This window comes from Aromatoleum anaerobium (genome assembly GCF_012910705.2).
In the GTDB taxonomy this organism is placed as follows: Bacteria; Pseudomonadota; Gammaproteobacteria; order Burkholderiales; family Rhodocyclaceae; genus Aromatoleum; species Aromatoleum anaerobium.
Map to the genome: position 1 here is coordinate 692,629 of NZ_WTVG02000039.1, position 23,554 is coordinate 716,182.

General features: G+C 65.2%; 26 protein-coding genes. 11 read left to right on the plus strand and 15 right to left on the minus strand.

Annotated features, from left to right (window positions below):
• Positions 1 to 60: 60 nt before the first annotated feature.
• The 6 genes from GO606_RS15450 to GO606_RS15475 all read right to left on the minus strand — a co-directional run bounded on the left by GO606_RS15450 (position 61) and on the right by GO606_RS15475 (position 4,384).
• A complete protein-coding gene (locus GO606_RS15450) occupies positions 61 to 297 on the minus strand; it encodes an FAD assembly factor SdhE (RefSeq protein WP_053421898.1) in 237 nt (78 codons plus the stop codon).
• Positions 294 to 1,004, minus strand: coding sequence for a succinate dehydrogenase iron-sulfur subunit (locus GO606_RS15455; protein ID WP_169118338.1), 711 nt, complete (start codon positions 1,002 to 1,004; stop codon positions 294 to 296). The genes GO606_RS15450 and GO606_RS15455 overlap by 4 nt, the downstream gene beginning before the upstream one ends.
• A 19-nt stretch (positions 1,005 to 1,023) precedes the next feature.
• Complete coding sequence (sdhA, locus tag GO606_RS15460) at positions 1,024 to 2,817, minus strand: succinate dehydrogenase flavoprotein subunit (RefSeq protein ID WP_169118339.1); 1,794 nt, start codon at positions 2,815 to 2,817, stop codon at positions 1,024 to 1,026.
• Between the two features lie 2 nt (positions 2,818 to 2,819).
• Positions 2,820 to 3,167, minus strand: coding sequence for a succinate dehydrogenase, hydrophobic membrane anchor protein (sdhD, locus tag GO606_RS15465; RefSeq protein ID WP_169118340.1), 348 nt, complete (start codon positions 3,165 to 3,167; stop codon positions 2,820 to 2,822).
• Complete coding sequence (gene sdhC / locus GO606_RS15470) at positions 3,161 to 3,550, minus strand: succinate dehydrogenase, cytochrome b556 subunit (RefSeq protein WP_169118341.1); 390 nt, start codon at positions 3,548 to 3,550, stop codon at positions 3,161 to 3,163. Before sdhC ends, sdhD begins: the two co-directional genes overlap by 7 nt.
• A gap of 105 nt (positions 3,551 to 3,655) precedes the next feature.
• On the minus strand, positions 3,656 to 4,384 hold the full coding sequence (locus GO606_RS15475; protein ID WP_169118342.1) for a GntR family transcriptional regulator: 729 nt from the start codon (positions 4,382 to 4,384) through the stop codon (positions 3,656 to 3,658).
• Positions 4,385 to 4,603: 219 nt separating this feature from the next.
• Between GO606_RS15475 and GO606_RS15480 the strand changes: the two genes are divergently transcribed.
• Together GO606_RS15480 and GO606_RS15485 are read left to right on the plus strand one after the other, a co-directional pair.
• Complete coding sequence (locus tag GO606_RS15480) at positions 4,604 to 5,593, plus strand: malate dehydrogenase (RefSeq protein ID WP_169118343.1); 990 nt, start codon at positions 4,604 to 4,606, stop codon at positions 5,591 to 5,593.
• A 118-nt stretch (positions 5,594 to 5,711) separates the two neighbouring features.
• Positions 5,712 to 6,695, plus strand: a complete 984-nt coding sequence (locus tag GO606_RS15485; RefSeq protein WP_169118344.1) for an HpcH/HpaI aldolase/citrate lyase family protein — start codon at positions 5,712 to 5,714, stop codon at positions 6,693 to 6,695.
• Positions 6,696 to 6,732: 37 nt separating this feature from the next.
• Here GO606_RS15485 and infA read toward each other — a convergent pair whose 3' ends face one another.
• A complete protein-coding gene (infA, locus tag GO606_RS15490) occupies positions 6,733 to 7,002 on the minus strand; it encodes a translation initiation factor IF-1 (RefSeq protein ID WP_053421905.1) in 270 nt (89 codons plus the stop codon).
• A 377-nt stretch (positions 7,003 to 7,379) separates the two neighbouring features.
• Between infA and GO606_RS15495 the strand changes: the two genes are divergently transcribed.
• Positions 7,380 to 8,276: an adenylate/guanylate cyclase domain-containing protein gene (locus GO606_RS15495; protein ID WP_169118361.1), complete on the plus strand. Its 897-nt coding sequence runs from the start codon at positions 7,380 to 7,382 to the stop codon at positions 8,274 to 8,276.
• Positions 8,277 to 8,433: 157 nt separating this feature from the next.
• On the opposite strand, the gene GO606_RS15500 is transcribed toward GO606_RS15495, so the two are convergent.
• The 5 genes from GO606_RS15500 to GO606_RS15520 form a co-directional block, all read right to left on the minus strand.
• The gene (locus GO606_RS15500; RefSeq protein ID WP_169118345.1) at positions 8,434 to 8,901 is read right to left on the minus strand and encodes a hypothetical protein; all 468 of its coding nucleotides are present in this window, start codon (positions 8,899 to 8,901) and stop codon (positions 8,434 to 8,436) included.
• A gap of 174 nt (positions 8,902 to 9,075) precedes the next feature.
• Positions 9,076 to 9,786, minus strand: a complete 711-nt coding sequence (locus tag GO606_RS15505) for an ABC transporter ATP-binding protein (protein ID WP_169118346.1) — start codon at positions 9,784 to 9,786, stop codon at positions 9,076 to 9,078.
• Between the two features lies 1 nt (position 9,787).
• Positions 9,788 to 10,990, minus strand: a complete 1,203-nt coding sequence (locus tag GO606_RS15510) for an ABC transporter permease (protein WP_169118347.1) — start codon at positions 10,988 to 10,990, stop codon at positions 9,788 to 9,790.
• Positions 10,987 to 12,138 carry an efflux RND transporter periplasmic adaptor subunit gene (locus GO606_RS15515; RefSeq protein ID WP_169118348.1) on the minus strand — a complete coding sequence of 384 codons (1,152 nt, stop codon included), beginning with the start codon at positions 12,136 to 12,138 and terminating at the stop codon, positions 10,987 to 10,989. The genes GO606_RS15510 and GO606_RS15515 overlap by 4 nt, the downstream gene beginning before the upstream one ends.
• The gene (locus GO606_RS15520; protein ID WP_169118349.1) at positions 12,135 to 12,743 is read right to left on the minus strand and encodes a TetR/AcrR family transcriptional regulator; all 609 of its coding nucleotides are present in this window, start codon (positions 12,741 to 12,743) and stop codon (positions 12,135 to 12,137) included. Before GO606_RS15520 ends, GO606_RS15515 begins: the two co-directional genes overlap by 4 nt.
• A gap of 167 nt (positions 12,744 to 12,910) precedes the next feature.
• Between GO606_RS15520 and GO606_RS15525 the strand changes: the two genes are divergently transcribed.
• The 8 genes from GO606_RS15525 to glgP all read left to right on the plus strand — a co-directional run bounded on the left by GO606_RS15525 (position 12,911) and on the right by glgP (position 21,161).
• Positions 12,911 to 13,603: a thermostable hemolysin gene (locus GO606_RS15525; RefSeq protein WP_169118350.1), complete on the plus strand. Its 693-nt coding sequence runs from the start codon at positions 12,911 to 12,913 to the stop codon at positions 13,601 to 13,603.
• The gene (locus GO606_RS15530; protein ID WP_246979631.1) at positions 13,569 to 15,047 is read left to right on the plus strand and encodes an AMP-binding protein; all 1,479 of its coding nucleotides are present in this window, start codon (positions 13,569 to 13,571) and stop codon (positions 15,045 to 15,047) included. The genes GO606_RS15525 and GO606_RS15530 overlap by 35 nt, the downstream gene beginning before the upstream one ends.
• 11 nt (positions 15,048 to 15,058) lie before the next feature.
• Positions 15,059 to 15,712 (plus strand): iron-containing redox enzyme family protein, encoded by a 654-nt coding sequence (locus GO606_RS15535; RefSeq protein WP_169118351.1) that lies wholly within the window; start codon positions 15,059 to 15,061, stop codon positions 15,710 to 15,712.
• A gap of 10 nt (positions 15,713 to 15,722) precedes the next feature.
• On the plus strand, positions 15,723 to 16,514 hold the full coding sequence (locus GO606_RS15540; RefSeq protein ID WP_169118352.1) for an SDR family oxidoreductase: 792 nt from the start codon (positions 15,723 to 15,725) through the stop codon (positions 16,512 to 16,514).
• A 15-nt stretch (positions 16,515 to 16,529) separates the two neighbouring features.
• Complete coding sequence (locus tag GO606_RS15545; protein WP_169118353.1) at positions 16,530 to 17,180, plus strand: tetratricopeptide repeat protein; 651 nt, start codon at positions 16,530 to 16,532, stop codon at positions 17,178 to 17,180.
• A gap of 48 nt (positions 17,181 to 17,228) precedes the next feature.
• Entirely contained in the window at positions 17,229 to 17,888 is a 660-nt protein-coding gene (locus GO606_RS15550; protein WP_169118354.1) for a response regulator, read from the plus strand.
• Positions 17,888 to 19,366: an ATP-binding protein gene (locus tag GO606_RS15555; protein ID WP_169118355.1), complete on the plus strand. Its 1,479-nt coding sequence runs from the start codon at positions 17,888 to 17,890 to the stop codon at positions 19,364 to 19,366. Before GO606_RS15550 ends, GO606_RS15555 begins: the two co-directional genes overlap by 1 nt.
• Before the next feature lie 100 nt (positions 19,367 to 19,466).
• The gene (gene glgP / locus GO606_RS15560) at positions 19,467 to 21,161 is read left to right on the plus strand and encodes an alpha-glucan family phosphorylase (protein WP_169118356.1); all 1,695 of its coding nucleotides are present in this window, start codon (positions 19,467 to 19,469) and stop codon (positions 21,159 to 21,161) included.
• A gap of 595 nt (positions 21,162 to 21,756) precedes the next feature.
• On the opposite strand, the gene arfB is transcribed toward glgP, so the two are convergent.
• The 3 genes from arfB to dtd are packed head-to-tail and all read right to left on the minus strand — an operon-like array spanning position 21,757 to position 23,193.
• Entirely contained in the window at positions 21,757 to 22,161 is a 405-nt protein-coding gene (arfB, locus tag GO606_RS15565; RefSeq protein ID WP_169118357.1) for an alternative ribosome rescue aminoacyl-tRNA hydrolase ArfB, read from the minus strand.
• Between the two features lie 4 nt (positions 22,162 to 22,165).
• Entirely contained in the window at positions 22,166 to 22,693 is a 528-nt protein-coding gene (def, locus tag GO606_RS15570; RefSeq protein WP_169118358.1) for a peptide deformylase, read from the minus strand.
• 41 nt (positions 22,694 to 22,734) lie between these two features.
• Positions 22,735 to 23,193, minus strand: coding sequence for a D-aminoacyl-tRNA deacylase (gene dtd / locus GO606_RS15575; RefSeq protein WP_169118359.1), 459 nt, complete (start codon positions 23,191 to 23,193; stop codon positions 22,735 to 22,737).
• Positions 23,194 to 23,554: the final 361 nt, after the last annotated feature.

Sequence of the window (23,554 nt, forward strand, 5' to 3'; positions counted from 1 at the left end):
GGTCATCCCTTTTGCTTGCCGGTAGTAACTACTAGCTCCCTGTAACGAACGTCCTGCTGGTCATTGCTGACGCAACAGGCCGATCATCTCCTTCCACCGGTCGTTCCCGCAGGGCTCGCTGCCGTTGACCATGGCCCAAAGCTCATGATCCTCGCAGCGCAGCAAGTCCTCCAGATCCGCCAGTTGACCGTCCGTGAGACGGTCGAAATCCCTTTCCAGAAAGCGTGCGAAGACAAGGTCGAGCTCGAGAAAAGCCCGACGGCATTGCCAGCGCAAGCGTCCCCGGTTGATGCTCATACCGCCCGGCTGACCATCATGTCCTTGATCTTGCCGATCGCACGCGTCGGATTGAGACTCTTCGGACAGACGTCGACGCAGTTCATGATGCTGTGGCAGCGGAACAGGCGGTACGGGTCCTCGAGGTTGTCGAGGCGTTCGCTCGTGGCCTCGTCGCGCGTATCGGCGAGGAAACGGTACGCCGCGAGCAGGCCGGCCGGGCCGACGAACTTGTCCGGGTTCCACCAGAACGACGGGCAGGACGTCGAGCAGCACGCGCACAGGATGCATTCGTAGAGCCCGTTCAGTTCTTCGCGCTCTTCCGGCGACTGCAGGCGCTCGCGCTCCGGCAGCGGGTTGTCGTTGATCAGGTATGGTTTGATCGAGTGGTACTGCTTGAAGAACTGCGTCATGTCGACGATCAGGTCGCGGATCACGGGCAGGCCCGGCAGCGGGCGCAGCACGATCGGCTGCGGCAGGCCGTCGATGTCGGTCAGGCACGCCAGGCCGTTCTTGCCGTTGATGTTCATCGCGTCCGAACCGCAGACGCCTTCGCGGCACGAGCGGCGGAACGACAAGGTATCGTCCTGCGACTTCAGGCGCACCAGCGCGTCCAGCAGCTTCTTGTCCGACGGTTCGAGTTCGAGGGTGTAATCCTGCATGTACGGCTTGTCGTCCTTGTCCGGATCGTAGCGGTACATCTTCAGTTTGACGGTGCGCTTGTTCATTTCTGTCATTCTCCCGCGCTCAGTAGGTGCGTTTCGCGAGTGCGATCGGCTCGACATCCTGCGACAGCGGCTTCATCGTCACCGGCTTGTAGTCGAGCCGGTTACCTTCGCTGTACCACAGGGTGTGCTTGAGCCACTCATTGTCTTTACGGCCGTTGGGGAATTCCGCGGTGTCGGGCGAGTCGTCACGCACATGCGCGCCGCGCGATTCCTTGCGCGCCTCGGCTGAGACCATCGTGGCCTTGGCCACTTCGATCAGGTTGTCGAGTTCCAGCGCTTCGGTCCGCGCGGTATTCCACACCTTCGACTTGTCCTTGATCTCGGTGCGCCTGGAACGTTCGGCGACTTCCTTGATCCTGGCCACGCCTTCCTTCAGCAGGTTGTCGAAGCGGAACACGCCGGCGTGCTTCTGCATCGTGCGACGCATCTCGAGGCCGACTTCGAACACGCTCTCGCCGTTCTTCTGCCCTTCGAGGCGGGCGAGCCGCGCAAGAGACACGTCGGCGGCGTCCGCGGGCAGCGGCTTGAGGCTCAGGTCGCCGCTCTGGAAGTCCTCGACGACCGATTCGCCCGCCGACTTGCCGAATACCAGCAGGTCAAGCAGCGAGTTCGTGCCGAGCCGGTTCGCACCATGCACCGAGGCGCACGCGCATTCGCCGGCAGCGTAGAAGCCCGAGATTGGCGCATTCGGATTGCCGTCCTTCGGCGCCACGACCTGGCCCTTGTAGTTCGTCGGGATGCCGCCCATCTGGTAATGTGCGGTCGGCACGACCGGGATCGGTGCCTTGATCGGGTCGACGCCGGCGAACTGGATCGAGATCTCGCGAATGCCCGGCAGCCGCTTCATGATGGTTTCCGGCGACAGGTGCGTGATGTCGAGCAGCACGTGATCCTTGTCCGGACCGCAGCCGCGACCTTCGTTGATCTCGGTCACCATCGAGCGCGACACGACATCGCGCGACGCGAGATCCTTCAGGTTCGGCGCATAGCGTTCCATGAAGCGCTCGCCGGAGGCGTTGCGCAGGATGCCGCCTTCGCCGCGCACGCCCTCGGTGATCAGCACGCCCGCACCGAACACGCCGGTCGGGTGGAACTGCCAGAACTCCATGTCCTCGAGCGGAATACCCGCGCGCGCAGCCATGCCGAGGCCATCGCCGGTGTTGATGAACGCGTTCGTCGAGCTGTGGAAAATGCGTCCCGCGCCGCCGGTCGCGAAAATCGTCGCCTTCGCGTGGAAGATACAGACTTCGCCGGTTTCCATCTCGATCGCGGTCACGCCGAGGACGTCGCCGTCAGCGTCGCGGATCAGGTCCAGCGCCATCCATTCGACGAAGAATTGGGTGTTCGCGCGCACGTTGCGCTGGTACAGCGCGTGCAGCATCGCGTGGCCGGTGCGGTCGGCCGCCGCGCACGAGCGCGACACCGGGGCCTGGCCATAATTCTGCGAGTGGCCGCCGAACGGCCGCTGGTAGATCTTGCCGTTGTCGGTGCGGTCGAACGGCATACCGTAGTGTTCGAGTTCGACGACGACCTCGTTCGCCTTGCGGCACATGAATTCGATCGCGTCCTGGTCGCCCAGCCAGTCCGACCCCTTGACGGTGTCGTACATGTGCCAGTGCCAGTTGTCCTCGGTGGTGTTGCCGAGCGAGGCGGCGACGCCCCCCTGGGCCGCGACGGTGTGCGAGCGCGTCGGGAACACCTTGGTCAGCACGGCGGTTTTCAGTCCGGACTCGGAAAGTTGCAGGGCGGCACGCAACCCTGCTCCACCGGCACCCACGATGACCGCGTCAAAAGTACGCTTTGCGACGTTCACGCTCACAGCCTCCAAAGAATCTGGGCAGCCCATCCGGCATAGCCGACGAGCACGAAGATCGTTACCACATGCAGGACCAGGCGGACGCCGACCGGGTTGATGTAGTCCATGAAAATGTCCCGCACGCCAATCCATGCGTGATAGAACAATGCGAGGAAGAACAGGAACGTGAAGAAGCGCATCACGCCGCCGCGGAACAGGCCGGACCACGTTTCATGGTTCATTTCCGGCAGGCGGAGCGCGGCAATCGCGAACAGGATGGTGAAGGCCACCATGAACACGGCCGTGGCACGTTGCGCGATCCAGTCGCGCAGGCCGTAGTGAGCACCGACAACGATACGCTTTACCATAACTTCACCCCGATGATGATGGTCAGCGCGATGCTCACGACCAGCACGATGCGCGAGCTGCTGCGGGCGGACTTGAGGTCGGTCCCCTTGTGCAGGTCGAGCAGCAGGAAACGGATGCCGGCGCAGAAGTGGTGCAGGTACGCCCACAGCAGGCCGAGCAGCAACAGCTTGGCGAGCGGGTTCGCCACCACACTCTTGTATGTTTCAAAGGACTCCGGCGATCCCAGGCTGCGGTCGAACAGGAACAGCAGGAACGGCAGCATCAGGAACAGCCCTGCTCCGCTCACCCGATGAAGAATCGAGACGAAACCCGGCAGCGGGAGCCGGATTTCGTGCAGGGCCAGGAATTTTGGCCGCTGCTTGCGCACTATGGCTTCTGACATATTGTTTTACCCCCTCGATGAGCGTCGGTTTCCCGACGCGGTTCTCCCAGATTGCAAGGAGCCGGGATTATATACGCGGAACATGCTCCGCCCGATCCCGCCCCGTCAGTTCAGTTCATTCAGATAAAAATGCTCCGCGGTCGAATAAAGGCCGCGCCGCCACTCGACGGGCCGGTCTCCGTACGTATAGGTGACCCGCTCGACCGACAGCAGCGGCGTTCCTTCGGGCACTTTGAGCGCCTCGCTCGTCGAGCGGTCCGCCGCCACGGCACGCAGGCGTTCCTGTGCGCGGATCATGCGCAGGCCGAAACGGGTTTCGAACAGGCTGTAGAGCGAGCCGCTCCAGCTTTGCAGCACTTCCAGCGTGAGCCCCGGGAACACTTCGCCCGGCAGGTAGATCTCGTCGATGACGACGGGCTTGGCGGCGAATTTCAGCAAGCGCCGGACGATGATGATCGGATCACCGAGTTCGATGCCCAGCATGCGCGACGCTTCCTGCCCCGCCTTCGCCCGCCAGCAGTCCATCGGCACGCTCTGCGGAGGCGCAAGATCGCCATCCATCGGCACCAGGCGCAGGAAGCGGAACAATGCCCGCGGGTCGTTATGGGACGCAACGAAAGTGCCTTTGCCCTGCTTGCGGATCAGCAGATTGTCGGCCGCCATTTCATCGATGGCCTTGCGCACGGTGCCCTGCGAAACGCTGAAGCGGGCGGCGAGCTCCTGTTCGCTCGGAATCACCTGGCCGGGACGCCACTCGCCAGACTCGAGCGCCTGCAGGATCAGGCTCTTGATCTGCCGGTAAAGCGGACTGAATGTGGGGGATTCCTGTGCCATTCGCGCATTTCATCATAAAAATTTTCCAGCGTCCATCATCTGTCTCGTGTCTTATATAAGACACCAGAGGTGAATTGACATCGGCGATACTTGCTTCTAACATCTTTTGGCCCCGGCGGCTGGCTTTACCAGGCACCCGAGTCGAACGCTGAACTGAAATCGCGGGCGACAGACCAATCATTCTCACTGTCTTCAATTCGCTTTAGAGGGAGTACTCACATGAGCAAAGCCCCCGTGCGCGTCGCCGTCACCGGCGCCGCCGGCCAGATCGGCTACAGCCTGCTGTTCCGCATTGCCAGCGGCGAGATGCTGGGCAAAGACCAGCCCGTGATCCTGCAACTGCTCGATCTTCCCCAAGCCCAGAAGGCGGTCAAGGGCGTGATGATGGAGCTCGAGGACTGCGCGTTCCCGCTGCTCGCCGGCATGGTCGCCACCGACGACCCGAACGTCGCCTTCAAGGATGCGGACTACTGCCTGCTGGTCGGCGCCCGCCCGCGCGGCCCCGGCATGGAGCGTGCCGACCTGCTGACCGCCAACGGCGCGATCTTCACCGTGCAAGGCAAGGCGATCGCCGAGAACGCGAACGAGAACGTCAAGGTGCTGGTCGTCGGCAACCCCTGCAACACCAACGCCTACATCGCCGGCGCTGCTGCGCGCAAAGTCGGCCGCACCAACCCGAACAACTACCACGGCATGCTGCGCCTGGATCACAACCGCGCGCTGTCGCAACTCGCGGCGAAGACCGGTCGTCCGGTATCGAGCCTCAAGAAGATGGTCGTGTGGGGCAACCACTCGCCGACGATGTACGCCGACTACCGTTTCTGCACGTCGAACGGCGACTCCGTAAAAGCGCTGGTGAACGACCACGCATGGAACAACGACGTGTTCCTGCCCACCGTCGGCAAGCGCGGCGCCGCGATCATCGACGCGCGCGGCCTGTCGTCGGCGGCCTCTGCCGCGAACGCCGCAATCGACCACATGCACGACTGGGCCCTCGGCTCCGATGACTGGGTGACAATGGGCGTGCCGTCCGACGGCTCCTACGGCATCCCGACCGGCGTCGTGTTCGGCTTCCCGTGCGAGTGCAAGAACGGCGACTTCAAGATCATCCAGGGGCTGGAGATCGACGAATACTCGCGCGAAAAGATCAACAAGACCCTCGGCGAACTGGAAGACGAGCGCGCGGCAGTCGCCGACATGCTCAAGTAACCGTTTCCGGTTCCTTGCGAGAGAATGCCGCGGATCGATGCCGCGGCATTTTTTTTGATGGCGGAATGCTGGGCTTCCATCGAGAATCGAGCACCTTCCCAGCCCACGGAGATGTGCGATGCGACACCCTGCTGAGGTCCTGTTCGCCGGCGAAAAACCGTTTCCCGTCCTTGCCGCAGTCGATCACTACGCCGGCTCGGAAAAACTGATTAGGAAAGCGCTGGCGCTTCAGCACGAAATGGGTCCGGTCTTCGATCTGACCTGCGACTGCGAAGACGGCGCGCGCACCGGCGCCGAAGCCGAGCACGCCGAAATGGTCGCCGAGATCGTGATGGGCGGCGACAACCGCCACGGCCGCATCGGGGCGAGAATCCATGATGTCACGCATCCCCACTGGCAGCGCGATCTGGAGATCCTCATCGCCCGCGCCGGCAGCCGGCTCGCGTTCGTCACATTGCCGAAAGTGCGCTCCGCTGCCGATGCGCGCCACCAGATCGAAACCCTGCGCCGGCTCGAGGCCGCCGCCCGGACCGGACGGGAAATTCCGGTCCATGTCCTGATCGAGACGCACGGCGCCCTGCGCGAAGCGTGGGACATTGCGGCACTGCCGGGAGTCGAATCGCTCGACTTCGGCTTGATGGATTTCGTCTCCGGCCACCACGGCGCGATTCCCGGCGCCGCGATGAAAAGCCCGGGTCAATTCACGCATCCGCTCGTCGTTCGCGCGAAGGTCGAAATTGCCGCCGCGGCGCTCGCCAACGGCGTCGTTCCATCACATAACGTGACGACGGAACTCAAGGATATGGAACTCATCCGTCACGACGCCGAACGGGCGCGACGCGAATTCGGATACCTGCGGATGTGGAGCATCCATCCGAATCAGATCCTTCCGATCATCGAAGCGATGCGACCGGATTTTTCCGAAGTCGAAGAAGCGAGTGACATTCTCGCCGCCGCCCAGGACGGCGGCTGGGGCCCGATCCAGCATCGCGGAAAGCTCCACGACCGTGCCTCCTACCGCTACTACTGGGAGCTGCTGCAGCGTGCACGCTCGACCGGCATGGTCCTGCCGGACGAAGGGATGCGCCGCTTTTTCTCGTAGTCCCGGCATGGCAGCATATTTGCCGCCATGATTGCCATCAGCGGCGGCGAAACTGCTGGGGCGGAGCACCTGCCCCCGCCGGCCGCTCGTCCTTGTGACGGAAGCTGATGCGCGCTTTGGTCAGGTCATACGGAGACAGTTCGACACTGACCTTGTCTCCGGCGAGGATGCGGATGCGGTGCTTGCGCATCTTTCCCGAAGCGTAGGCCTGTACCTCGACTCCATTCTCGAGCGTCACGCGAAAGCGCGTATCGGGCAGCACTTCGTTGACGACCCCTTCCATTTCCAGCAGCTCTTCTTTGGCCATTTCCTTTTCCTTTCAATCATCCATCCGGCGAGGGATTTCCCCGCGTTCGCCCCTCCTCACCCGTCAACCGGACATTCCGCATTCCGGGAAACGCCCGCGCCGCCAGCACCCCCCGCCTCGTGTCGAGCATTGCGAGGAAGCCCTTCCGGCAGCAGGAGGAAACAGATCCGACACCGCTGCGGCGCCCGATCTGTCGAGGCGTTGAGAATACCGGGACATGGGAGGTTGCACAGGGCGCCCGCTGCGGTCGTATATGCCGGCGCTTGGGTTATCGCGGTTACTATACAGGATTACCCCGGAGCTCCCCAAGTGTAAGCAAGAACCCAGCTTCGGCAGAAGGACGCAGAAGTGCGGGCCAATTCCTTATAATTCGTCCCATGACCCACGCTCAGCCTCACCCGCCGGAACGCACTGTGCTTTTTGTGGATCTCGCCGGGAGCACCCGCCTTTATGAACGCGTCGGCGACTCCGTGGCCTTCCGGCTGGTCGATCGCTGCCTGCACGAAATGCGCGCCGAAATCGAACGGCGTTGTGGACGGGTCGTCAAGCACACCGGTGACGGGCTCATGGCAGTCTTCGGTGAAGCCGATCACGGGTGCGAGGCGGCGCTCAGGATTCACCAGGTGGTGCGGGAGCTGCCGCTCTCGGCGGGGCAGAAACTGGCCGTGCGCATCGGGTTTCACTACGGTCCCGTCGTCGAAAACGACAGCGACGTGTTCGGCGACACGGTCAACATCGCGGCGCGCCTGCTGGAACTCGCGTCACCGGGGCGCGCCATCACGTCGATGGAAACGGCCCGGCAACTCAGCGCCGAGTGGCGCCCGCTGCTCCGCCCGCTGCAGGCACGCAGCCTGCGCGGCGCTTCGCGGCTGACCGAGCCTTTCGAACTACTGTGCGGCGGAGCGGCGGGCGACCTGACTGTGGTGCAGACGGTCGACTTCGACGCTGAGGAAAAACCGGAGTTGCGGCTTTATCTCGGCACGCAGTCCCTTGTGCTCAATGCGCAGATGCCCAGCGCGCGGCTCGGCCGGGATCCCTTGTCGGACCTGCGCCTGAGCGATACCCGCGCGTCGCGCCAGCATGCCGAAATCGAACTGCGCGGCGACAAGTTCGTGCTTGTCGACCGCAGCAGCAACGGTACTTTCGTATTGATAGACGGCGAAAAGGAATTCGTGCTGTCGCGTGAGGAAGTCGTCCTCAGGAAACAGGGGCACTTCGCCCTTGGCAGGACGTGCATCGATAATCCGCACCTTATCGGCTTCGTCTGCATCTGAGCGCCCCAGGAAACGGCTTTGCCGTTTCCGCCCCCCGCGGGGGGCAAGAAAACCTGGGGCGGCGCGGCGTTTTCTTGAGACGAAAGCCGGCGGTCCCGCCAAGCGCCCTGGTTTCAACGATCCCGGCGTTCTGGCCGGGACGTCTGTCGCGGCCGGTTCACCCCTGCGTTCTGCGATCCTCGTCCGGGCCGGCTGAATCTTCTCCGCCTTGCGACTCGGCCTCCTTGCTGCTGCGACGGCCGACGATTGCCTGGAGCGAAATCACGTCCGCGCCCCCGATCGGCCAGGGCATCGGCACCCGCATCGAGATGCGCGTCGCTTCCGCTCCGGGCTGATCGGTCTTGCGGCGCAAGGGGATGACTTCGGCTTCGAGATGCGGAATCCACGGCATGTCCGACGCACGGCGCAGATCCTCCGTTCCGGCGACGGGACATCCTAGTGTCCTGAATCCGGCACTCCAGAAACGCTGGGTTCCCTGGAGCCACACGTCGAACCATTTCATCCCTTCGAGCATCGCCGATTCCGACCACTTTACCCACAAGGCCGGGTCGACGCCGGGGCGGCCGCCCGAAACACTCTCCCGTTCACCCGCGCGTCTGCGCTTTTCATCTGTTGCGCTCTTCATTGCAGCTCCGAGTTCCTGGATAGTTGCCCGCAAGCATAAACATTGCGGCTTCCGCGCGAAAGACCTGATTGGTAACAGGCAAAAGCGGTCCTGCAGCCTGCGCGCTGGAGAACATCTGCTACGCCGTCCCGCGGCAAGCGACGCGGAAGTCATCCACGGCGGCGGGCCGTTCGCTCAAGCGAAACCCCTGCCCTCGCCCGCTTCCTCATGGGTCACGCCGTCGCGGATGTGATAGATGCGCTTGAACGTGGGGATGATTTTTTCGTCGTGGGTGACGACGATGACGGCCGTCTCGAACTTGCACGCCATGTCGTTGAGGATGCGGATGACAGCCATCGCGCGCTCGCTGTCGAGCGGCGCCGTCGGCTCGTCGGCCAGGATCACCGGCGGGCGGTTGACGAGTCCGCGGGCGATGGCGACCCGCTGCTGCTCACCGCCGGAAAGCTGCGCCGGCATCGCGCGTGCACGGTGCTGCACATCCAGCGCCGTGAGCAGTTCGAGCGCCTGCGCGCGGGCCTCGGCGTTCGGCACGCCGGCCAGCATCGGCAGCAGCGCGACGTTGTCGGTGACATCGAGAAACGGGATCAGGTAAGGCGCCTGGAACACGAAGCCGATCCTGTCGCGCCGCAGCGCGCGCAGGTCGCGCACTTTCCAGCCGTCGTCGTAAATCACTTCATCGCCCAGCGTCATGCGGCCGGCAGTGGGATCGATCACCGCGCCGAGGCACTTCAGCAGCGTGCTTTTGCCGGAGCCCGACGGACCGATGAGACCGACGACCTCTCCCGGCGCCACGTCCATCGCCACGTCCTTGAGCGCATCGACGGCAGTGTCGCCCCCGCCGTAGCGCTTTTTCAGGCCTTCGATACGGATACCCTTGCTGCTCACGTCAACCTCCGATCGCTTCGGCCGGATCGACCCTGAGCGCCATGCGGATCGCGATGACGCTCGCCAGCACACAGATCGCGAGCACGGCGAAAAAGCCTGCGATCGAGTCGAACGGGACGAGCAGCACGTATTTGGGAAACAGCGGAGCCGCGAACGTCGCGGTGATCTTGCCGACGACGAATCCGATCAGGCCCAGCGCCAGCGCCTGCTGCATGATCATCGCGGCGATCGTGCGGTTGCGTGTGCCGATGAGCTTCAGCACCGCGATCTCGCGGATCTTGTCCATCGTCAGCGTGTAGATGATGAACGCGACGATGGCGGCGCTGACGACGGCGAGGATCACGAGGAACATGCCGATCTGCCGCGCGGAGGTCGCAATCAGCTTGCCGACGAGAATGTCTTCCATCTGCAGCCGGGTATAGGCCGTCAGGCGCTTCCAGCGGCCCACCGACCGGGCGACCTCGTCCGGTGCATGGCCAGGCTTGATGGTCACGAGGACTGCATTGACGAAAGCGTTGGTGCTTTGCGAGGCGATCACTGCGTCCAGCAGGTCCGGCACGCCCGGACGGTTGAAGGCCGGATTCGCGCCGGTGCGCCGACGGCTTTGCCAGATCGCGTCGTTGTCCTTGAGGAACTGCGCTTCCTGGGCGTCCTTGAGCGGGATGAACACCATCGGGTCGCCGCTCGACGACACCATGCGCCGGGTCAGCCCCACCACGACGTAATGATTGCGGCGGATCGTGAGGCGGTCACCGACCCTGAAACCGCTCGCGATGTCGGCGACTGCCTCGTAGTGCCCGCGCGTGATCTGGCGACCGGCGACGAGATAAGGCGGCCAGCCGGGAGTCCCCAACTCGCCGGGCGCGATGCCGACGACCATCGCCCGGACGTCGCTGTCTCCCCTGCGGACCTGCATCGTCAGATACGTGACGTTGACCGCCTGCGCGATTCCGGGCATCGCGAGGAGGCTGCGGTACACATCGTCATTGACGCTGGACGACTCCGCGTAAGGGCCCAGTGTGTCCTTTTGCACGACCCACAGGTCGGCCCCGCTGTTGTCGAGCAGCGCCCTGCCGTCGTCGACCATGCCGCGGTAAACGCCGGCCATCGTCAGCGTCACACCGATCAGCAACCCCAGGCCGATGCCGGTAAAAACGAATTTTCCCCACGCATGGAGGATGTCGCGGCCGGCCAGGCTGATCATCGCGACGCTCCGGGAATGTCGTCGACGATGTCGATCCGGCTGCGCGCAGTGAGCGCTTTTTCGCTGTACACGACGACCTGTTCGCCGTCCCGGACTCCCTCGAGCACCTGGACCTGGCCGTCGAGGTCGCCGGCGCCAAGCTTCACCGGCGTGAAGCGTGCATCGCCGTCGACGATTTTCCACACGCCGACCTGCCCCGCTTCGCGGCGCACCGCCGCATTCGGGATCACCGGCGCGGTGGGGAGCGTCGGCAGCGCGATTGTCACTTCGGCGAGTTCGCCAATCGGTGGCAACGGCTCCGGCCGCGAATCGAATGCGACTTTCGCGAGGGTCTCCTCGGTCACCGCGTCGGCCATCGGCTCGACTCTCAGCACGCGGCCGGTCAACGTCTGCCCGTTGTGGGAGCGCAGCACGATACGCGCGGGAAGTCCGGCGGCCAGCCCGGACGCGCTGATCTGATCGAAACGGGCGTTGATCCACAGGCTTTCGGGCGCGATCACTTCGACGACCGGCTGCCCTGCAACGATCGTCGTACCGGGGTCGACGTCGCGAACCGCGACCAGGCCATCGACCGGCGCGACCAGACGCAGGTTGTTCCGCTGTGCGATGAGGGCTTCGCCGTCGGAACGGGTCCGGATCAGCTCTTCCTGGGCGCCGGACAACGCCGCGTCGGCGATCTGCAGTTCCTGGTGTTTCGTCGTCGCGAGTTCCTCGCTGATCGAGCGCACGGCGAAGAGCTGCTCATAGCGGCGTGCCTGGCTGCGGGCGAAAGTCTGACGCGCCGCCGCTTCGCGCAGCGTCGCCTCGGCGCGCTTGAGCGCCGCGCCCTGCGCCCGGATACGCTGATCGAGGTCCACCGGGTCCATCTCGCCGAGCACCTGGCCCGCCTTCACGCGGTCGCCGACGTGGACATCGAGCCGTTTCACCCGTCCGGCAAAAGTGGGGCCGATCCGGTACGTGTAACGCGTCTGCACGGTGCCGATGCCGAACAGCGCCGGCGTGATCGGCCGGGTCTCGACGCTTGCGACCGTCACGGATACCGGCGCCAACGGGCCCGAGCGCAGCGCGACGTAGATGAACAGCGCGAGCAGCGGAACGATCACCGCCACGAGGGCGACGGTACGGCCCTGGAGAGGCAGGCGTTTCATTGCGCAGCCCCGATTCCGCGCCGGTAGATCGCGAACACTCGCGGCGCTTCCCGGCGGATACGCGCCACGTCCCCGGCCAGCAGCGACTGCATGACGAGTCCCTGGATCGTGCCGATGAACAGCGTGACCGCCGCCTCGCTGTCGAGCGTCGCGGACAGCTCCCCGCACGCCTTGCCGTTCTCGATGAGCCGGTGCAGACGCTCACCGTAACGCTGGATCAAGGTCTGCACCATGCGCTTGGCCGGCGTCGATTCGGCGCGCTGAAGCTCGCCGAACATCATCCGCGGGACGCCGGGATGCTCGGCGACGAACTCGACATGCGCCATGAACATCGCCTGCATTGCCGCCAGCGGCGATTCGGTCCCCTGTGCGGCCCGGTCGATTCGCGCCAGGAGACGTTCGGCGACCCATTCCATGACCGCCTGCCAGATCGCGTCCTTCGTCGGAAAATGCCGAAACAATGCGCCCTGCGTCAGGTTCATGTGTTTCGCAATCGCCGAGGTCGTGATGTCGCTGGGGTTTTGCGACCCCGCCAGCTCGACCACGGCTTCGACCGTCCCGGCCCGCCGTTCATCCGCAGGAAGATGCTTTACATGGGTGCTCACGCGCTTCTCTTGAAGTAAGTAACTACTTACTAACTTAATCCTGCAGGACGAAATATGCAAGAGTGACGTGGATGAAATGTTGCCGACGCGCCGCATGGTGTCCGCTTAAGGCTCGCTTAAGACAGCACGGCAACAATGAGCCTCGAATCTTCGACTGCGATGCTCAAATGAACCCTCGGAACGGCTGCTGTTACAAGGCGATAGCGCGAATCGGCCGCGATCCGTCGCTGACTTTGCGCGCCGTCGACGGACGGGAGCCGGAAGGTCCCTGCACCGCCGCGCAAGCGTTCATCCGCGAACGTTTCGCCGCTCGTTATGGCGCCCGGGTGCGTCACTTCATGCCCACGCTGCTTCAGCTCGAAGACGACGCCGGACAACTGCACGGGGTTGTGGGCGTGCGCAGCGCGGCCGATGACACCCTGTTCCTCGAGCGTTATCTCGATCGTCCGGTCGAGACCGAGATCGCCCGTCTGTCGGGCCTTCGTCCGGCGCGCGAACGCATCGTCGAAGTCGGCAACCTCGCCGCCCGCGGCGCGGGGCACGCCCGGCTGCTGATCGTCGCCCTCGCCGATCTGCTGGTCGCGCACGGGTTCGACTGGGTGGTGTTCACCGGCACGGCCGAGGTGCTGAACAGCGTCCGTCGCCTCCATCTGTCGCCGCTGTCGCTGGGGGATGCCGATCCGCTGCGCATGGGTGACGAAGTCGCGGACTGGGGCAGCTACTACGCGACTCACCCGAAGTTGATGGCCGGCGACCTTCGCACCGGCCACGAGCGCCTGACGAGCAAGGGCGTCTATCACCGCCTCGGCCACCAGAGGATTCTCCATGACACGGGAACTCACGATGCTGCCGTCGCCTGAAATGCTGTTCGCGGCGATGCGGGTGCAGGGCGAGCGGCCCGCGCTGCAACAGGGCGACCGTCGCCTGAGCTATCGCGAGACGCTGCACGAAGTCGCGCTGCGCGCCGAGCGCCTGCGCAGCGCCGGCTGCCGCCGCGTCGCGATCGCGCTCGACAACGGCGTCGACTGGGCCCTTTGGGATCTTGCCGCGCTGCAGGCGGGCCTCGTGTGCGTGCCGCTGCCGGGTTTCTTCTCGGCCATGCAGCAGGCGCACGTGCTCGACAGCGCGGGCGTCGACACGCTGATCATCGACGACAGCACCCCTTTCGGCCCCGCCGGCTTCGGCGCGACCGAAGGCCGGATGGCGCAACGGCACGTCGACCACCCGCCCGCGCTGCCCGCCGGCACCGTGAAGATCACCTACACGTCCGGCAGCACCGGCCAGCCCAAAGGCGTCTGCCTCAATGCCGCGGCGCAGATGGCGGTCGCAGGCAGCCTGTGGCAGGCAAGCCGTTCGCGCGCGGTCGAGCGCCACCTGTGCGTGCTGCCGCTCGCGACGCTGCTGGAAAACATTGCCGGCCTGTACACACCGCTGCTTTCGGGCGCGGCGGTCGACCTGATGCCGATGGGCGACATCGGCCTCTCCGGTGCCACCGGGTTCGATGTCAAGCGTTTTCTCGCCGCGCTGCAGCGCAGCCAGCCGAACAGCCTGATCCTGTTGCCGCAGCTGTTGCTGGTGCTCGTCGCCGCGGCTGAGCGGGGCGCGGCGCTGCCGGCGTCGCTGCGCTTCATCGCAGTCGGCGGCGGGCGCGTCTCGCCCGGGCTGCTGCAGCGCGCCGACGCGCTCGGCCTGCCGGTGTTCGAAGGCTACGGCTTGTCCGAATGCGCCTCGGTGGTCTGCCTCAATACCCCGGAGCAGCGGCGCATCGGCACGGTCGGCCGGCCGCTGCCGCACGCCGACGTGCGCATCGGCCCCGGCGGCGAAGTGCTGGTTCGCGGCGCGCGCATGCTCGGCTACCTCGGTGAAGCCGGAGCCGCGGACGACTGGCTCGACAGCGGCGACCTCGGCCATTTCGAAGACGGCTTTCTCGTGCTGCACGGGCGCAGCAAGCACCAGTTCGTCACCGCCTACGGGCGCAACGTGAATCCGGAGTGGGTCGAAGCCGAGCTCGTGCAGCAGCTGCCGATCGCGCAGGCGTGGCTGCACGGCGAAGCCCTGCCCGCCAACGTCGCGGTGCTTGTGCCGCGCGGGCCCGGGTTTTCCGACGACACGCTGGCTGCCGCGGTGACGGCGGTAAACCGCGAACTGCCAGATTACGCCCGCGTGCACCATTGGCTGCGAGCCGACGAACCCTTCAGCGCGGCCAACGGCCTCGCGACCCCGAACGGCCGGCTGCGGCGCTCCGCGCTGCTTGAACGCTACCGGGGAGCCATCGACCGGCGCATCGCCGCCGCAACCCTCTGAGGAGACACTTGATGTCGTTCTACGAATCCCTGCTCGAACAGACCGCCAGCGAGCGCGACCACCTGTTGAGCGCGCCGATCATCCGGCAGGCGATGAGCGGCGACGTGAAGCTGGAAAGCTACGTCGCCTTTCTCGGCCAGGCCTACCACCACGTCAAGCACACGGTGCCCTTGCTGATGGCGTGCGGCGCCCGTCTGCCGGAGCGGCTCGAATGGCTGCGCTCGGCGGTCGCCGAATACATCGAGGAGGAAAACGGCCATGAAAAGTGGATCCTAGATGACATCCGCGCGTGCGGCGGCGACGCCGACGCAGTGCGCCGCGCGACACCGAGCCTGCCCACCGAACTGATGGTCGCCTACGTTTACGACCGCATCGCCCGCGACAACCCGGTGAGCTTCTTCGGCATGGTGAATGTCCTCGAAGGCACCAGCGTCACGCTCGCGACCCGCGCCGCCGGCATCATCCAGGACCGGCTCGGCCTGCCGCCGCAGGCCTTCAGCTACCTCAACTCGCACGGCAGCCTGGACCTGGAACACATCGAGCTGTTCAAGAACCTGATGAATCGCCTCGACGACGCGGCTGACAAGGCAGCCGTGGTGCACACGGCGCGCGTCGTCTATCGCCTGTACGGCGACATTTTCCGCAGCCTGCCTGCGGCGGCGTGAGGAGACAGCGATGAAGATCGAAGATTGCCGGGTCCTGATCACCGGTGCTAGCGGCGGGATCGGGCAGGCCGTAGCGGACGAATTGTGCCGCCGGGGTGCCCACCTGCTCGTGGCCGGGCGCCGCCCGGAGCCGCTCGACGCGTTGTCCCGGCGCTTTCCCGGCCAGGTCGAGGTCGTCCAGGCCGACATTCACACCGCTGCCGGACGCGACACGGTGCAGGCCGCCGTGCGGCGCTTCGGCGGCATGAACTGCCTCATCAACGCCGCCGGGACGAACCGCTTCAGCCTGCTCGAACACCACGACGAGGATGCGATCGCCGAGCTGATCGGACTCAACGTCACCAGCACGCTGCAACTCACGCACCGCCTGCTGCGGGAGCTGTGCCAGCGCGAAAAGTCGCTCGTGCTCAACCTCGGCTCGACTTTCGGCTCGATCGGTTATCCCGGTTTCAGCGTGTACTGCGCGAGCAAGTTTGCGCTGCGCGGATTCTCCGAAGCCTTGCGCCGCGAACTCGCCGACACCCGCGTCAAGGTGCTGTATATCGCACCGCGCGCCACGCGCACGCCGATGAACAGTACCGAGATCGTCGCGATGAACGCGGAACTCGGCGTCACGATGGACGACGCGTCGGTCGTCGCCGCGGCCGTCGTGAAGGCGCTGCGCGACGAACGCGAAGAGCTTTTTCTCGGCTGGCCGGAAAAGCTCTTCGTGCGCCTGAACAACCTGCTGCCGCGACAGGTTGACCAGGCGCTGCGCAAGCAGCTGCCCGTCATCAAGCGTTTTGCCCGCACACGAACCTGAATGGAGAAAACACCAATGCAAATCCTGCGCAATCTCGTCCTGGCCCTCGCCTGCCTGTGCAGTCTGCCAGCCTTCGCCCTCAGCGACGAAGCCCGCCAGCACCTCGTCGAGCTGCAGTCGCGCTGGGCCGAAATCAACTACCGGCTGCCGCAGGACGAGCGCGAAGCCGCCTTCGAGAAGCTCGGCGAGGCGGCGGGCCAGGCGGTGAAAGCGGAGCCGAATGCGGCCGAGTTGCTGATCTGGCGCGGCATCATCCTGAGCACCTGGGCCGGCGCCAAAGGCGGGCTCGGTGCGCTGGGCCTGGTCAAAGAGGCCCGGTCGAGCCTCGAGGCCGCCGTCGCGATCGATCCGCAGGCGCTCAACGGCTCGGCCTACACCAGCCTCGGTTCGCTGTACTACCAGGTCCCCGGCTGGCCGATCGGTTTCGGCGACAAGAAACAGGCCGAAGCACTGCTGCAAAAAGCGCTCGAGATCAACCCGGACGGCATCGATCCGAATTATTTCTACGGGGATTACCTGTACCGCCAGAAGCGTTATGCTCAGGCCCGGGAAGCGCTGGTGCGCGCCCAGGCGGCCGCGGATCGCCCGGGGCGGAAGCTGGCCGACGAAGGACGCCGGGCCGAGATCCGCGCGCTGCTGGGCAAGGTCGAGGCCGAACTCGACTGATTCGGCACGGCGATACGGACGAACAGGACACGAAGGGAAAAACGCTCGATGCGGATTCTGCTGGTGGAAGACGATGCGAGCCTTGGCGAAGGGATCCTGACCTCGCTCAAGCCCGAGGGCTACACGGTGGACTGGGTGCGGGACGGCCCCAGCGCGCTGCACGCGCTGACTCATGAGAGTTTCGGGCTGGCGGTGCTCGATCTCGGCCTGCCCCGGCTCGACGGGCTCGAAGTGCTGCGCCAGTTGCGGGGCGCCGAGAATCCGACACCGGTGCTGGTACTGACCGCCCGCGACTCGGTCACCGACCGTATCGCCGGGCTCGATGCCGGAGCCGACGATTATCTCGTCAAGCCTTTCGACGTCGCCGAACTCAAGGCCAGGCTGCGCGCGCTGCTGCGGCGCAGTTTCAATCGCCCGCAGCCGGCGCTCGAATATCGCGGCATCACGCTCGACCCCGCGAGCCAGTCCGTGACGTGGAACGGACAGACGGTAAGCCTGCAGCGCAAGGAATTCATCCTGCTCCACGAACTGATCGCGCAACCCGGCCGCGTGCTGACGCGCGACAAGCTGCAGCAGGTGCTCTACGGCTGGGGCGAGGAAGCCGAGAGCAACGTGCTCGAGGTGCATATCCATCACCTGCGGAAGAAATTCTTCCCGGAACTGATCCGCACCGTGCGCGGCGTCGGCTATCTCGTCGACAAGGCCTGATGGGCTCGATCCGCACGCGCACGCTGGTCCTCGTGCTGGGGCTGCTCGCGACATCGATGGCGGCGATCTCGTGGAAAAGCTATTCCGACGCGCAGCACGAGATCGAGGAGCTGTTCGATGCCCAGCTGGCTCAGACCGCGCGGCTGCTCGAAGGCATGGTCGACCGCGACATGACGCCGTCTGCACGCGAATCCCTGCAACAGACGCTGAACCAGGCTTCCAGCGCCCGCGAGGCGAAGCGGCCCGGCCATCCGTACGAAAGCAAGGTGGCGTTCCAGGTGCTGGACGACAGGGCCGGCATCGTGCTGCAGTCGGCGAGCGCCACGGCCGATCTGTTCGCCCGTCTCGTCTCCACGCTCGCCGCCGACCTGCCGCCGCAAGTCGCGCAGCCCGTCGGTGCGCCGCCCACGGTGGCAGCGAGCCGGCTCGTCGGCTACCACAACGTGCCGATCGACACTCATCGCTGGCGCGTGTTCGTGTTGCAGGATGTGCGCGATGCGTCATGGATCGTCGTCGGCGAGCGTGAGGATGTGCGCGGCGAGCTGGTCGGCAAGATCGCATTGCGCAGCCTGCTGCCGGACGTGATCGGGCTGCCGCTGCTCGCCGTCCTGATGTGGGTCGCGATCGGCTGGAGCCTGCGCCCGCTCAAGCAGATGGCGGTGCTGATCAAGGCCCGCAACCCGGACAACCTCGCCCCGCTCGTCATCGGCCGGCTGCCGCAGGAACTCGAGCCGATGGTCGCCGCGCTGAACCGCCTGCTGCAGCAGCTCAATGCGCTGCTCGAACGGGAAAAACGCTTCCTCGCCGACGCCGCGCACGAACTGCGCACGCCGCTGGCGGTGCTGCGCATTCACGCGCAGAACGCTCTCGACGCCCCCGATCCGGCCGACCGCGCCGAATCCTTGCGCCAGCTCGTGCGCGGCGTCGATCGCTCCACCCGCCTGGTCGCGCAACTGCTGACGCTGGCGCGCCTGGAGCCCAATGCGGTCGAACTGGGCGTCGAGACGCTCGACCTGCACGTCTTCATCCGTAACGAACTGGCGGAAATCATCCCGCTGGCGCTCGAACGCGGGCAGGAGCTGACCTTCGTCGCCGACGAAACGGGCGATTACCGCATTCAGGCCGACCGCACGAGCTTCGCCGTGCTGCTGCAGAACCTCGTCGGCAACGCGATCCAGTACACCCCCGAGCACGGCCGCCTGCGCGTGACCCTGCAGACAGCCCCGCACAGCCTGACGCTGCACGTGCAAGACAGCGGCCCGGGCGTGCCCGACGCGATGAAAGGCAGACTCTTCGAGCGTTTCCTGCGTGGCGACACCGGCACCGGCGCCGGTGCCGGCCTCGGCCTGTCGATCGTGCAGCGCGTCGTCGAACTGCATGGCGGCACGATCACGCTGGGCGACGCGGAGCTCGGCGGCCTAGACGTCCGTGTCGACCTGCCTCGCCAGCACCACCGCGACCGCTCAGGCTTAGAATGAAGCCGATCGATATTGCCGGTTTGAAGTGCGCGCCTGCCGGATAGCCCGGGTTTCATCCGCAAGCCGGTCCTTCATCGGCCGCCGCCCACGGAGACGCACGATGCCTGAATCCTTCATCGACCGGTCGCGCGTCGCGTACTTCTCGATGGAGATCGCCTTGCGCAACGACATCTCCACGTACAGCGGCGGCCTCGGGGTGCTCGCCGGCGACACGATCCACGCCGCCGCCGACCTCGAACTGCCACTTGTCGCCGTCAGCCTCGTGAGCCGCAAAGGCTACTTCCGCCAGGAGTTCGACGGGCGCGGACGGCAGGTCGAGCTTGCCGATCCATGGGACCCGGCGCAGCACGCGAGGCCGCTCGAGGCGAAAGTCACGGTGCCGATCGAGGGCCGCGACGTATGGGTCGGCGGCTGGCTGTACGTGCTGGAAGGACATATGGGCGGAAGGCAACCGGTCATCCTGCTCGACACCGACCTGCCCGAAAACCTAGGCGCGGACCGCGAGCTGACGCATTACCTGTATGGCGGCGATGCGGCGTACCGGCTCAAGCAGGAGATCGTGCTGGGCATCGGCGGCACGCGGATGCTGCGCGCGCTCGGCTACCGGCTGCGCCAGTACCACATGAACGAGGGGCATTCGGCGTTGCTGACGCTGGAGCTGCTGCGCCGTCATGCGTATGCAGCTGAAAACCTGCGCCCCGGCGAACAACGCTACGACATACCGCGCGTGCGCACGCTGTGCAATTTCACGACGCACACGCCGGTCGACGCCGGCCACGACCAGTTCTCGTACGAACTCGTGCAGCGCGTGCTCGGGGATTTCATCGACATCGCGACGCTCCAGTCCCTCGCCGGCCCCGAGCGCCTGAACATGACCCACCTCGCGCTGAACCTCAGCGAATACGTCAATGGCGTCGCCAAGCGTCATGCCGAAGTCTCGCGGTTGATGTTTCCGGGTTATCACGTGCGGTCGATCACCAATGGCGTGCATCCGGCAAGGTGGACAAGTGCCGGCTTCGCCACCCTCTACGACGCGCACCTTCCGGGGTGGTGCTGCGAGCCGGAGTTGCTCGCACGCGCCGACCGGATCACCGACAGCGCGATCTGGGACGCTCATCAGCAGGCGAAAGAGCGGCTCATCGAGCAGGTGCGCACGGCGTGCGGCGTCGCGCTGCAACCGCAGTGGCCGATCCTCGGCTTTGCGCGGCGCATGACCGCCTACAAGCGCCCGGACCTGCTCTTCTCCAACCTCGAACGGCTGAAGGCGATCGCCCGCCGGCATCCGTTCCAGATTGTCCTCGCCGGCAAGGCGCACCCGCGCGACGACGAAGGCAAACGGCTCATCGAAGCGCTGCACGCGCATAGGCGCGACCTGCACGACGTCATCCCGATCGCCTTCCTGCCGAACTACGACCTGGATATCGCGCTGACTCTCGTATCCGGCGTCGACGTCTGGCTCAATACCCCGCTGTGCCCACTCGAGGCATCGGGCACCAGCGGCATGAAAGCGGCATTCAACGGCGTGCCGAGCCTGAGCGTGCTCGACGGCTGGTGGATCGAGGGTTGCATCGAGGGCGTAACCGGCTGGGCGGTCGGCAACTGCGCAGCAAGCGAGGACGACGCCCAGTCGCTGTACGACAAGCTCGAGAACGTCGTGCTGCCGCTGTACCGCGGCAACGGCAACGACCGCAGCGGCTGGATCGCGCTCATGAAGGGCGCGATCAGCAAGAACGCGGCGTACTTCAACAGCCATCGCATGATGCGCCGCTACGTCGCCGAGGCGTACATGCGCTAGGACAGAAGGCTCCGGCATCGAATCCGAGTTGGTCACCCCAGGCACCCTTGTCGTGCCGGGGATCCGAGTCAAACACCAGCCCCAGGCGGTCGGCCGGCGCGTTGTCCGCGACGATCTCCCGATCCACATCCTCGGCGTCATAACCAAAGGCCGCTCCGAACGCTGACTTGCCCCACGAAGCGTGGTCATGCAAGGTGATCCGCAGGGGGCCCAGCGCATACGGCCGGTCGAGCAGTTGCCCAAACGGGGGCGAGCCGCAAATTCGAGACGTCCGACACGCTCCGCACTCCATTCAGAGGAGATAATTCAGGCATCCAAATTCTGTGGATCTCTTCCATCTTGGACACATCCCAGATTCCCTTACAGGAGCGCTGTCAAGTTCTCAAGTTGCTCACCGCGCCAATTTGGATCTTCGATATCGAGCATTCCCGCATGGTCTGGGCAAACGGGGCAGCCTTGGCCCTGTGGGGTGCGGCAAGCGTACGAATCCGACCTGACCCGCGCACTGATGGCCGAATGCACGAAGCTGCTCGACGCGGCCTGATTCGCCGCTTGCCGCAGGGCGCCGAGATGCGCCATCGGCCGGCTCCACGCCCTACTCGCCCACCTTTCCCCGCCCCGCTTTCACCGATGCTCGCCGCGCCTTGCCCTCCAGGCGCCGGGTAACGGAGGCGCGCGTCGGCCGGGTGGCGCGGCGCGCCTTGGGTGGTGCCGCAACGCGGTCGATCAGTTCTTCCAGCCGCCGCAGCGCCTCGGCCCGGTTCTTCTCCAGGCTGCGGAATTTCTGCGCCTTGATGATCACGACGCCGTCCTTGCTGATGCGCTGGTCGCCGAGTTGCAGCAAGCGCGTGCGGATCGCCTCCGGCAGGGTGGAGGCGGCGATGTCGAAGCGAAGATGCACTGCGTTCGACACCTTATTCACGTTCTGCCCGCCCGCGCCCTGGGCGCGGATTGCGGTGATCTCGACTTCACCGGGCGGGATCACGAACGCGGATCGCATCGGGCTATGCCTTGTCCAGTTCGGGGAACAGCACGTCGGTGTAGCCGAAGCGACTGAAGTCACGCACCCGCATCGGGTAGAGCATTCCCGCCAGGTGGTCGCACTCGTGCTGCACCACCCGGGCGTGAAAACCTTCGGCAATGCGATCGATCGTCTGCCCCTGCGGATCGACGCCCTGATAGCGGATGCGGCTGTGGCGTGGAACCATGCCGCGCAGTCCGGGAACCGACAGGCACCCTTCCCAGCCCTCCTCGACAAGTTCGCCGAGCGGGGTAATCACCGGGTTCAGCAAGACCGTCTGCGGTACCGGTGGAGCGTCCGGGTAGCGTTCGCTGCGCTCGAAACCGAATATCACCACCTGCAGCTCGACGCCGATCTGTGGCGCCGCAAGCCCGACGCCGCCATGGGCTGCCATCGTGTTGAACAGGTCGACGACGAGCGCGGCGAGCTCTGCCGTGCCGAAGGCGTTGACCGGCTCGGCCGGCTGGAGCAGGCGCGGGTCGCCCATGCGAAGAAGAGTGCGGATCGTCATGGATTCAGTCGGCTATCGGAAATAATGAAACAACGATCGGATCAGACCGGCAGCGCCGTCGGCACGATCCTCAGCGGCACGGTGACTGGCCCGTCGTTGACCAGATGAACCTGCATCTCGGCACCAAATTTGCCGGTCTGGACCTCGGGGTGCAAGTCGCGTGCACACCGCACGAACGCCTCGTACAGGCGCAGTCCGTCGGCGGGCGCGGCGGCTCCGCTGAAACTGGGCCGATTGCCACCCGAAGTGTCAGCGGCCAGCGTGAATTGACTCACGATCAACAGCCCCCCGTCCACATCCTGCACCGACCGGTTCATGCATCCCTCTCCGTCTGCGAAGATGCGTAATTTCAGCAACTTGGCGAGCAGGCGCTCGCCTTCGGCTTCGGTGTCGCCGCGCTCAGCACACAAGAACACCAGCAGCCCGTGGCCGATCCGACCTGCGACTTCGCCCTCGATGACGACGCGCGCCTCGCAGACCCGTTGTACCAGTGCCAGCATCGTATCAGCCTTTCCAACGGCGTTCGAACGAGTCGCCGCGCACCCGATCGACGTTCACGGTTTTGCTCGCATCATAATCTCGCACTCGGTCGCACTCGGTCGCACTCGGTCGCACTCGGTCGCCAAAGCACGTTTCAAACATGCCTTCGCAACCCATTGATTTGTACAGGGCGCGTGCGAAACCGCCCTTCGCACAAACAGAGAGTAGAGAGCCCTCTCTGCCTCATTTTTGTGCAATTTATGACGAATGCGGGGTTTCAGGCGCGCCCGCACCTTTCGCACGCATCGCTGGAACCCGCGCCAGTGCTGGCGTTGCGGGCAGATGTGAAAAAGGCCAGAGCAACGTCTGGCCTTTTTTCAT